The organism is Peredibacter sp. HCB2-198, from assembly GCF_045999315.1.
In the GTDB taxonomy this organism is placed as follows: domain Bacteria; phylum Bdellovibrionota; class Bacteriovoracia; order Bacteriovoracales; family Bacteriovoracaceae; genus Peredibacter.
Map to the genome: position 1 here is coordinate 3783067 of NZ_CP174607.1, position 11403 is coordinate 3794469.

The following is an 11403-nucleotide window of genomic DNA, read 5'->3' on the forward strand; positions in this document are numbered from 1 at the left end:
AAAAATCTTTTAATTTAAGATGTTTCAACTACCTTTTGGCCTTAAAAAATTAGTTCTCAATTTGAACCTTCTGACTTTCGGGGCCAATCAACTTCTCTTGTTTTCTTTGTTCCCCATTTTGGCCATAAAACTTGGTCTTTCGATTTCAATTATTGCGCTCGCTTTTTCTTTTGGAACCTTGATCTTTTTGTGGGGCTCACCTTATTGGTCAAACCGCGCTGATTTAGAAAATCCTCAAAAAATTCTCTTCATCAATGTGACAGGACTTTTTGTTTCTCTGATTTTTGCTTCTCTCATCTTCATTCTTGAGAAATCTTTCACCATGGTAACTGCCATGATGATTCTTCTCATGGGAAGAATTTCTTACGGTGCCCTCGCTTCGGGAATTCCTGCCATCTCACAAAGCATTCGTCTCTCGTGGGGCCAGGAAATGATGAAGAGCATGTTCTCTCATTCCGCATTTCTAAATATCGGCCGCACACTCGGACCGTGTCTTCTTCTACTTCCTTTCAGTGCCGAATCCATCATTCATGGACTCACTATTTGGGGAGGAGTTTTGTGGTTCTTAAATCTTCTGCTGATGATGCAAGAGCAGGAAGCAAACAACATTAAGGCCAAAAAGAATCGTCCTTCTCCATTCGCGGTCTCTAAAAAGCTCGTTCTTCCTATTGCCCTTACTATGAGCTTTGGTCTCTACACGGGAATGCTTCACTCAAGCCTCGGCGAAAAGATCAGTCTTGATTTGGCCTTAAATCCAGAAGCGGCCAGTACCTTTATGGCAAAGCTTCTCTTGAGTGGCACTATCATCATGTCTATCGTTCAGGTCGTGGGCGGGACACTTTTTAAAAACAATTGGCGCATTCCCCTTTCAGTCGGGATTATGGCCATGACCTCTGGTGCTCTACTCATCGCTTTTGTTTCAAATGAAATGAGCTACTGGATTGGCATCGCTGGCATTTCACTTGGAATTGCTTTCCTTCAACCAAGTAATATTACTTTTATGGAGGGGATGGGTCTGGACAGAGAAACTCGCGGTCAACGTCTGGGACAACTCGCTTCCTTCAATACACTTTCCTACGCCTTGGGAGGAATTCTCGCGGCGATCGGTAACCATCAGCTTGTTTCAGTGGTTATTCTAGGGCTACTTATCATGAGCGGAATTAGGATCCTCGCGCAGGCGGAGGTCAAGGTATGTTAGCCTCATTACACTCGGCCACATGCTTTTATAATTCCCTCTTCCTTGAGTGGAGACAGAATCGCCTTGGTACTTTCAGAAACCAGAACGCTTTCTTCGTACAACTCGATGCTGAGCAAGAGCTGGTAATTCCACTTAAGCGCTACTCCCGTCTGGGACGTCACGAGTATCAAGGGACCTTCTTCCTCCGAAACAAAGGTGACCATACTCAAATTGATTTCCAGAAATCTGTGGAACTCATGCTGAAGACTCTGGCGAAAACGGAAGATGAAATTCACAACATCAACAATTTCATCTCGCGAGTGAAAGACAGTGAAGAGAACATTCGCTTTTCTTTAAAACTCAGAAAGAATGATTTTGAATCTATCTTTAGGGACCTTCCGAATTTCAAAGATGCAGAACGTGCCCTTTTCGTAGGACATGCTTTTCATCCAGCTCCCAAAAATAAAACGGGCTTCAATCAGATTGATGCCAAATTATACTCACCTGAATGTGGTGGACAGTTTCCTCTTCGATGGTTTTGGGTGGCCAATGACATGATCTACAAAAAATCGTCAGAGATTTTCGACGATCATGAGTGGCTCACTAAAATGTGGAAAGAAGAATTTCCTCATAAAGCGGCGATTGAAGGTTATCAGGCCTTTCCGATGCACCCATGGCAGGCCCAGCATATTCTTTCAATGCCAGTCATTCAGACCTATATGAAGCAAGGTCGGATGATGGAGATGAATGAAACAGGACCTGATTGGTATCCGACCACATCTCTAAGAACCATCTATCGAGAATCAGCAAGCTACATGCTGAAGTTTTCACTCAATGTGAAGCTCACAAATTCTATGAGACACCTTCTCGAGCACGAATTACTTCGTGGTCTTCAGGTGCATGAAGTGTTCAACACAAAAGAAGGGAAATCTCTTCTTGCCTCTCACCCTGGTTTTAACGTGGTCTTTGAACCTTCTTATTACGCGATTAAAGATGAAAAGGGTCTTCCGATTAGGGAAACGTTTGTCGTTTGCCGCGAAAATTCTTTTAAAGAAGATAAAGTTCAGCACGTGGTACTGGCCGTCCTTACTCAGGACCATCCTGAGTTTAAAGAGAACCTTCTCCAGTGCCTGGTGAGAAAGTACGCTGAACAAGAAAAGCTCGGCCACGCCGACGCTTCAAATAAGTGGTTTGATCTTTATCTGAAAAATGCCGTGGCACCAATGCTTGATGCTCAGAAGAACTTTGGAATTCTTCTCGGGGCCCATCAGCAGAATCTTATTATTGGAATTGAAAATAACCTTCCCGTGAAGGCGACTTTCCGTGACTGTCATGGAACTGGTTACTCTCCCTTGGGCCTTGAGCTCTTCGGGAAGTCGGTAAAAACCATTGATGTTAATAATGGAAACATTCTTAACTATGAGATTGCGAACTACCTATTCACTTACTATCTCATTATTAACTCCACCTTCAACGTCATGACGGCCCTGGCCCAGGGGAATGCCGTTTCAGAAGAAAAACTTATTTTACAGATGAGAGCGTTCCTGGAAAAGGCCCTGGCAGAGAATCCGAAGGACCCAAGTTGCATTCAATATTTATTAAACGACAAAGTCCTTCAACATAAAGGGAACTTCCTGTGTAGTCTTCGTAACATCAACGAGAACACGGCCAAGAACCCACTGGATATTTATGTCCAAATACCAAATCCATTTTTAGTAGGGAAATAATATGAACCAAGAAGTAGTATACTCACCTCTTACGTCTGAAGATTCATTCAAGGCAACTTTGAATGGGAGCGAGATCACTGTTCATTCAACTCGTGATCAAAAGTTAACGGCAACTTTTACGGTCTCGGAGAACGAGCTTTCGCTCTTCTTAAAAGATACAAATGCCAATGATGTGAAAGAACTGACCGACATTGCTCTTGAGCACCTTTTTGGATCTCATTCAAATGTCACTCACGTTCAGTTGTTTCAATTCCCATTAGAAGAAAAAGAAAGCTTTCGTTCTGAGTTTTATCAGAACCCGGCCCTTTGGACCTATAAGAAAAACCACACCATCACTCCGGAGCGTTGGACCGAAACAAAAGGTCGTGCCCATCCGGTAAGACCACGTCTTCCCTCTGGAACTCTTTACCGTCGCTATTATCCCGCCGCAGGTAAAACTCTTTCGTTCCGTTTGATCACAATCGAAGATCTGGATCTCTTCCACAATTGGCACAACCAATCGCGAGTGGCGCATTTCTGGGAACTGGCAAAACCAAAAGAAGAACTTCGTGAGTATATTCAAAATGGTCTTAATGACCCTCACCAGTTTCCGATCATTATTGAGTCTGACGGTAAACCGGTTGGATACTTTGAGTTCTACTGGGTGGCGGAAGATCGACTGGGACCTTATTATGAAAGTGAGGCCTTCGATCGAGGCTTCCATTTTCTGATTGGTGAACCAAGTTTCCTTGGCGGATTCAATACGGATTCGGCGATTAAGTCTGTTCTTCACTTCTTCTATCTTGATGATCCAAGAACTCGCAAGGTCATGGCAGAGCCACGTCATGATAACCAAAAGGTCCTTAAATACGCCCAGGCCTCGATCGGTTGGACAAAACTTAAAGAGTTCGATTTTCCTCATAAGCGTGCGGCCCTTCTTGAGAACCGTCGCGAAGTGTTCTTTGGGAGACATGCTCTGTGATCAAAATCTGGAACAGCGTTAATCAGGATCTTGTGGCAAAGTCTATCGGTGAACTCACCTTTGAAGAAGTGCTACGACCTGAACTAAAAGGGACTCACTTTGAGTTTACGACTCAATCTGGTGTCGTTTATCGTTTCGAAGGTTGGAAAACGGTTTGGGAATACCTCCGCGTAAAACCCGCCACTCTTCTTCGAAATGGAGAAGTCGTTGTAAGTGCGGCTCAATTCTTCTCTGATATTCAGCTTGAAACCGGTATGAATGACATCACTCTAGGAAACTTCCTGGAGGAAATGCACAACACTCTTTACAGCGATACAAGGCTTAAAGAGAGAAATAAAGCGACAACGGTTAAAGACCTGGCCCACTGGAACGGTGAGAAGATTCAAACTGTTCTAAATGGTCACCCCAAGATTCTTCTCAATAAGGGCCGTGTTGGTTGGAACGCTGAAGACCTGGAGAAATATGCCCCAGAGTCTCATCAACCATTTAAACTTTTCTGGATCGCCGTTAAAAAAGAGCTCCTCAATATCAATCTTGCCACTGGTATAAGTGAAGAAAAAATTCTGGCAGAGAGTTTTGGCCCGGCGGAGCTTTCGTACTTTAAAGAAGTGCTAAAAGTGAAAGGCGTTCATGCTGGCCACACAATTCTTCCGGTTCATCCATGGCAATGGAAGCGTTATATTCAGATTCAATTTGCGGCCGAGATTGCTGCCGGATCACTGATTCCAGTGGGCGAATATGGCGATGACTACTGCCCGCAAATTTCTATCCGTACTCTTTCTAACGTTTCTCGTCCTGAAAAAATGGACATTAAACTTCCCCTGAGTATTTTGAATACGTCATGTATTCGAGGTCTACCAGCGAAGCACGTTGAGATGGGTCCGTCCCTTTCACATAATCTTGAGGCCCTGTGCCAGAGTGATGAGACGTTAAAAGACATCCAAATTCTTAAAGAAGCGGCCGGGGTGACTTTTGTTCATCCGTCATACAAAAAGATTGAGAAGGCCCCTTATCGTTATCATGAGTTCCTCGGCGCAGTTTACCGCGAAAGCTCAATGAGTAAACTTGCCAATAACGAGAAAGCCATCCTGACCGCAAGTCTCTTTCATCAAGATGAGAACGGAGACTCCCTTATTGGAGAATACATCCGGGCCTCTGGTCTTGCGGCCGAAATTTGGCTTCGCTCTCTGTTTGAAACAGTGGTGGTTCCTCTCTATCACTTGCAACTGAAGTATGGTGTTGGTTTGGTGGCCCACGGCCAGAACATTGTTCTCGTTCTGAAAGATCACCGCCCTCACCGTATGATCTTAAAAGACTTCCATGGCGACATGAGGCTTTTAACTGAGCTTCCTGAAGCTGGACAAAAATATTTCAGCGGCATTCATAAAGATATCACCAAGCTTCCTCCTCACTACCTGATTCATGATCTTGTGACAGGTCACTTTGTGACGGTTCTAAGATTCATTTCAGCGGTAATGAAAGAAAGCGAAGACATGGAAGAGTCACTTTTCTATGGCGTCCTTTCAGATGTCATTGAGCTTTATAAAAAATCCCATCAGGTGAAAGTCGATCAACAAATTGATTTGCTCCAACCACAGATTAGTCGTGTGCTTCTGAACAAGGTCCGATTCAATATCGGTTACGGAGATTCAGATGCTCGTCCTCTTCCGATTTTGGGTTCTCCTCTCAATAACCCTTTAGTTAAACAAGCGAGTCAATTATGAGTCAGCACTATCATTTAATTGGTGTTGGTATCGGCCCATTTCATCTCTCACTAGCGGCGCTTCTAGATAAGGTCAAAGATCATGAAGTTAAATTCTTCGATCAAAAGCCCTACTTTCAATGGCACCCGGAGCTTCTTTTTAGCGACGCGGACATGCAGACTTCGTACTTAAAAGATCTGGTCACGGCCGTTGATCCAACAAGTCCGCACTCCTTCCTGAATTATTTAGTACAAAATGGTCTGTTCTATACTTTTATGAACACCGGCCGCAGAGTCATTACTCGTCGTGAGTTTGAACTTTACTGCCAATGGGTAAGTAAAAACATCAATGGGTCTCTGAACTTTAATTCCTCTGTTGAGGACATTGAGTTTGTCGATAACAAATTTGTTGTGACCACCAAAGGTGAGAAACATACTTCTACCCATCTTTCTATCGCCACAGGTCTCACTCCAAGAATTCCTGAGTTCGCAAAACCGTTCCTTGGAAGCACTGTTTTCCATGCGAAATCTCCTCTTTTGATGTCACAGGATTTTACCAACAAAAGAGTCCTGATCATCGGCGGAGGTCAGACAGGTGTTGAGATCTTCCGTAATGGTATTCACGGCAAATGGGGCAGGCCGGCCGAGATTAAACTCTTCTCTCGCCGTCAGAATCTTGAACCACTGGATGAATCACCGTTTACCAATGAATACTTTAACCCACATTATGTGGAACAGTTCTTTTCCATTGATCACAAAGAGAAGGCGGGGATCGTTCAAAGTCAGAAGCTTGCCTCAGATGGAAACACTCCTCAATACCTGGAGCTTTTATACAATGATCTTTATCGTCTCATTCATGTGGAGAAAAACGCGCAATTAGCAAAAATTCTTCCTAAGCGAACATTGGTGGGAATTGAGAAAAATGCGACCGGCGGTTTTAAGGCGATCTTTGATAACAGCTTCCTTTATGAGAAAGAAAGCTTCGATGCCGACATCATCATTTTAAGCACAGGCTTTGTCTCGACACTCCCTCCTGTCTTAAATAAAATTAAGCACCTCCTTGAGCTTGATACTGAAAACCGCTTTAAACTAGACCGCTCTTTCCGTGTGAAATGGAAAGGACCGGAAACTAACAAGATTTACGCTCTCAATTTCAGTCGTCATCTTCATGGAATCGCAGAACCTCAGACCAGTCTTATGGCCTGGAGATCTGCCACAATTATTAACGATTTAATGGAAAAGAATATTTATCTACCACAGGAAGTGGTTCCAACTTTTATCCAGTACGGAAGAGATTAAGAAAGCCAATTTTATGTTGAAGTACCCGCTATCCCTACTTGCTCTGATTGTTACAGTATCCGCTTATGGTGCCACTGAACTGGACGTAATTGAAGTCACTGAACTTCAGGGTGATAAAGAAGACAAGACCTACATCGAAACCAACGAAAGTATCTCGGTCCTCAAGCAGAAAAACTTGAACCGTGGTGATACTCAAAACTCGGTCCAAATGCTGACCGGTCTTTCAAACGTTCAGGCCAGCTCTAAGAACGATGAATCATTCAGTATCCGTGGTATTTCAGACATGGGAGTTACTGGATTTCAAAAAGACAATCTTGCGAGCATCATGGTGGACGATGTTTTCCAAACTCCGATCGCTCTTAAAGCAGGTAGCTTTGAACAATGGGACCTGAATTCAATTGAAGTTTACCGGGGTGCTCAGTCGACCACTCAAGGGGTGAACTCTCTTGCCGGTACCATTCTTCTCTATCATAACAAACCAACTGAAGATAACGGTGGTGCGGCCAAAGCGACCTTTGGTAGCTACGGTCGTAAAGAGGCAGCGGCGACCATTAACCAAAAGCTTGGTGAGAAATTCATCTTCCGTGCCGCTTACAATAAAGAACTTTATAATGGCTATATCAAGAACGCGACCACAGGCAATGATAAGTGGGGGGCGAAAAACAAAGACCACTTTGTTACCGACTTCCTTTATAAACTCAGTGCTAATGATGAACTTCGCCTAAATCTAAAATTCCTTCGCTTTAACCGCGGTGGAGACTATGTCCAAGGCAGTAATTACCAGGACTATAAGGTCTACGAAGACCAGGACTTTAAGAGCATTTCCAACAACAAACAAGGAAGCATCTCTTGGGACAAGCGCATTGGAGAAAAAGCTGATAACCGTTTGGTTCTTGGGTTCTCGAAGGGCGATAATAATACTTTTTCCGATGCTGATGGAACTGACCAAAATACGGCCGGTGAAAGAGATGAGAACAGCAAAGACTCTTACGTTAGCTTAGAAAACATTTTTAAGTACACCGGCAAAAAGTTTAAGAACTCACTAGGGTTTCATTTTCACCGTTATCAGTTAGATGAGTTTTACGACTTTAATCTTCTTCTTCCACTCTCTCCGGTAACCTCCACTCCTGTGGCCGTGGCCCAGAACAATGAAAAGACCCGTAACGTAAATTCGATCTTTGATTCATTCGTTTATGAATTTGATGAGCGCAACTCCATCAACATTGGCGGACGCTTAGAGGTGGTCGAGAACAAATTTGGAGCGGGTCTTAGCGGTCGTCGTTTACAAGATCTTGGCCCTGGTAACAATGCGGCGGTAGATAGCTTTATCAATGGCCTTCAAGGTGACTACAAAGACACGGCCTACAATACGGTTCTCTTACCAAAGCTTGGTTATAACTATAAAGTTGGAAAACACTCAATGGGTGCTTTCTACTCAGAAGGCTATCGTACGGGTGGTTTAAGTATTAACCGACTGAAAGCAAACATCAGCCAGTATGATCCTGAACGCACTCGCAACTATGAAGTTTCTTATAAGCACATGTCGGAAAAGTTTCTTTTCACCACTAACGTTTTCTACACCAAGTGGTTGGACCAGCAAGTTGAGGCCCGTCTTTCTGCTCATCCTTATGACACTCAAGTGAAAAATGCCTCTACTTCAGAGCTCTATGGTGCGGAAGTCGAAGGAAATCTTGAAATTAATGAGAGTGACAGTCTACGCCTAAACCTTGGAACAGTTGAGACTCATTTCCTGGGCTTTAAGAACAATGGCATTAGCTATGCCGGAAATTCATTTCCTGATGCCGCCAAATTCACCGGCCAATTTTCATACTGGAAAGGAATGACGGACGAATGGATGCTGATCTTTGCCGCACGCTATTTGAGTCCTTCGTATTCAGATCCTGAAAACACCCGTGAAGTACCAGAGCAGTTTTACTTTGACGTGAACACTCAGTACTTCTGGAAAGAGTTCATCATTGAAGGATTCGTAAGAAATCTTTTCGATCAACACTATCGTATCTACGATGGCAAACCGAGAACAACCAATACTCCATATCAGGCCTCATATCACCGTATGAGCACGCCTCGTGAGTTAGGTGTTCGTGTTAACTACTTTTGGTAATTATGAGTAAAAAGAAGCTCTACAAGATTCATAAACTCTCAGGTCTCACTCTGGGATTCTTTATTTTCCTCCTCGCTTTAAGTGGTGTCTTTATCACTTTCCGAGCGGAAATTATGCCCAAGGTCTACCCTGCTTTTCATGTGACTCCGGGGATTAAAGAACTTCCGGTAGAAACTCTGCTCTTGAATTCCAAAGAGCACCTGGGTGAAACGAAGATCATTACAAATCTCTATACGGCCGAAGATAAAGAATCGGCCTACCTTGTTCTTTATAAAGACCCATCTGCTTTACTACCCGGTATCGTGGCGATTGATCCTTATACAGGAAAAATCACAGGCGACATGGCGGCCTGGCAAAATGCCTTTGCGGTCATGCTTTTTTTCCACGCTAACTTCTTTCTAGGAAAGTTTGGTGGCTACTTAGTGGGACTCCTCGGTGCGGTCCTTATGTTCTTTGTGATCTCAGGAATCATCATTTGGCTTCCGAAGCACGGAACAAACGCCAAAATCAAACGTCTTTTTACATTAAAGAGTAAGAATCATTCTCAAAACATTCACCATTCAATCGGTCTTGTTTTTGGAATTCCTATTTTCATCAGTGCCATCACTGGATTTCTCACGATCTTTGATCTTCTTTACCCAGTGGGAAGAATGATCAATAAAGATCCGGCCTATGTGGAAGAGATCGTTAAACAGGGAACTTGCAACTTCCGCCGCGAAGTAGAGGCCCTCAATATTCTCAATGAGAAGCAACGTGAGAATCTCATTTCGATTCACATGTGTGGAAAGAAAAATTCTCTCGTGAAAGCGACCTATGGTCTTCATGACCGCCACTTCCTGCAGGGCTATGGACGAATCTTAATTGATGTAGAGAAAAATGAGATTATTCAGTCCTTCAACTCGGCCACGGACCCAAAGAGCTGGAACATTAAACGTCTTATTATCTTCCCGATTCACTCCGGAGAATATTTTGGAATGCCAGGCAGGGTGATTAATCTCGTTACAGGTCTAGGTCTTATGACGGTATTTTGTTCGGGAGTTTGGTTGTCGCTGAAGCGAAGAAAAAAATTGTCCCCAACTCTGGAAGAGTCAGGGACACAGAGTCTTAGATTTGAAGAGTGAGACCAACACCGGCATAGTCGCCGTAACTGTATCCAGTATTAACATCCGCTGGATCGCTTGATGGATTTTGATGAACTAAGTTATTACCGTCGCCATCTTGTTTCACGTAGTGAACGTAGAACTTATATCTGTTCTGATCCAAGTACCAGTTTAGACCCACATCCACTGTTAAGTCACGGCCCGTATAATCTGAACCTTCTTCACCGTAAAAACCACTTACCATCAGGGCCGGTTCAAGAACCGTTCCATTCGCAAGGAAGAAGTTATATCCGCCACGTAAGTGACCAGTTCTGGCGCGAGCGTAATCACTTTCTCCTCTGTTCTTTTTATAAATATAAAAGAACTCTCCATCAACCTGCCATGGGCCCCAGTTAAAGAGAAGATCACCACCAATAACATCATTGGCAGAATACTTAGGAGTTCTGTCTTGAGAAGAACCGTTAATCGCAATAGTCAGACCTTTTCGTTTTCCGAAATAGTTAATGTTGTAACTTAGTCCGTACTTATCCATTTCTTTGTCACCAAAGTTCCAGGCCGCACGACCTACATAAACCAGTGATTGAGTGTCTGATCCCTGTGTTTCACCTAATGTTACGTCGTCTACTTTTTCACCAGTAGTCACTTTATTGAAAACACCTACGTTATAGTTAAAACCACCTTCAGATAGGCCACCAATATTTACACCTGTCCCACGACCAAAGCCTCGGCCAATAACTGCTTGTCTAACGTAGTTTTGTGAAGGAGCTTTTTCGAATGAATTCACATTAAAAGCGGCAGTAATACTTTCTCGTGAAATCTGAGGACGAAAATAACCGAAAGTGACGTGATACATGTCTGAGCTATCATCCACTTTCCAACTTAAAATTGAGTCCCAAATCCCGACTGTAGCAGGACCTCCGGCAGTAGAACCGCTTTTAGACGTAGCAGGAAGAGTTGTGGCACGAGTCGCGGACTGCGAATCATGACCGGCGTTATCGTAATACATACTGATCTGATAACTAAGATTTTTATAAGGTTTCCCTCTGAAACCAAGTCGTGCACGACGGAAGAAAAAATTTAAACGAGGATCAGCCTTATCGAGTTCATGATCACCATCGTTTTGAGCGGCACGATCCATTGAATACACCGCCCACCCTTGCAATTGGGCATAAGGTTCGATTTTAAAGTCGGGAGTTTTAAGCGCAAATGGGGCAGGATTTTTGTCTTTCTTCTCTGCTGTTTCAATTGTGGTTTGGGCAAAGACCAATGAAGAAGATAATAAGGCGATAGCACCAATCGTTTTACGCATAACTCT

8 protein-coding genes are annotated in these 11403 nt (G+C 43.6%); 7 read left to right on the forward strand and 1 reads right to left on the reverse strand.

Features of this window, described 5'->3' with window-relative positions:
* Positions 1–19 precede the first annotated feature (19 nt).
* Genes ACJVC5_RS18930 through ACJVC5_RS18960 form a run of 7 tightly spaced genes read left to right on the forward strand, consistent with a single transcriptional unit; the run spans position 20 to position 10109 of the window.
* A complete protein-coding gene (locus ACJVC5_RS18930; RefSeq protein WP_408097111.1) occupies positions 20–1198 on the forward strand; it encodes an MFS transporter in 1179 nt (392 codons plus the stop codon).
* Positions 1192–2904: an IucA/IucC family protein gene (locus tag ACJVC5_RS18935; RefSeq protein WP_408097112.1), complete on the forward strand. Its 1713-nt coding sequence runs from the start codon at positions 1192–1194 to the stop codon at positions 2902–2904. Before ACJVC5_RS18930 ends, ACJVC5_RS18935 begins: the two co-directional genes overlap by 7 nt.
* Before the next feature lies 1 nt (position 2905).
* The gene (locus ACJVC5_RS18940) at positions 2906–3865 is read left to right on the forward strand and encodes a GNAT family N-acetyltransferase (protein WP_408097113.1); all 960 of its coding nucleotides are present in this window, start codon (positions 2906–2908) and stop codon (positions 3863–3865) included.
* On the forward strand, positions 3862–5589 hold the full coding sequence (locus ACJVC5_RS18945) for an IucA/IucC family protein (RefSeq protein ID WP_408097114.1): 1728 nt from the start codon (positions 3862–3864) through the stop codon (positions 5587–5589). Before ACJVC5_RS18940 ends, ACJVC5_RS18945 begins: the two co-directional genes overlap by 4 nt.
* On the forward strand, positions 5586–6866 hold the full coding sequence (locus ACJVC5_RS18950) for a lysine N(6)-hydroxylase/L-ornithine N(5)-oxygenase family protein (protein WP_408097115.1): 1281 nt from the start codon (positions 5586–5588) through the stop codon (positions 6864–6866). Before ACJVC5_RS18945 ends, ACJVC5_RS18950 begins: the two co-directional genes overlap by 4 nt.
* Positions 6867–6879: 13 nt before the next feature.
* Complete coding sequence (locus tag ACJVC5_RS18955; protein WP_408097116.1) at positions 6880–8988, forward strand: TonB-dependent receptor; 2109 nt, start codon at positions 6880–6882, stop codon at positions 8986–8988.
* A 2-nt stretch (positions 8989–8990) separates the two neighbouring features.
* Entirely contained in the window at positions 8991–10109 is a 1119-nt protein-coding gene (locus ACJVC5_RS18960; protein WP_408097117.1) for a PepSY-associated TM helix domain-containing protein, read from the forward strand.
* On the opposite strand, the gene ACJVC5_RS18965 is transcribed toward ACJVC5_RS18960, so the two are convergent.
* Positions 10093–11397: a porin gene (locus tag ACJVC5_RS18965; RefSeq protein WP_408097118.1), complete on the reverse strand. Its 1305-nt coding sequence runs from the start codon at positions 11395–11397 to the stop codon at positions 10093–10095. The genes ACJVC5_RS18960 and ACJVC5_RS18965 overlap by 17 nt on opposite strands.
* Positions 11398–11403 lie beyond the last annotated feature (6 nt).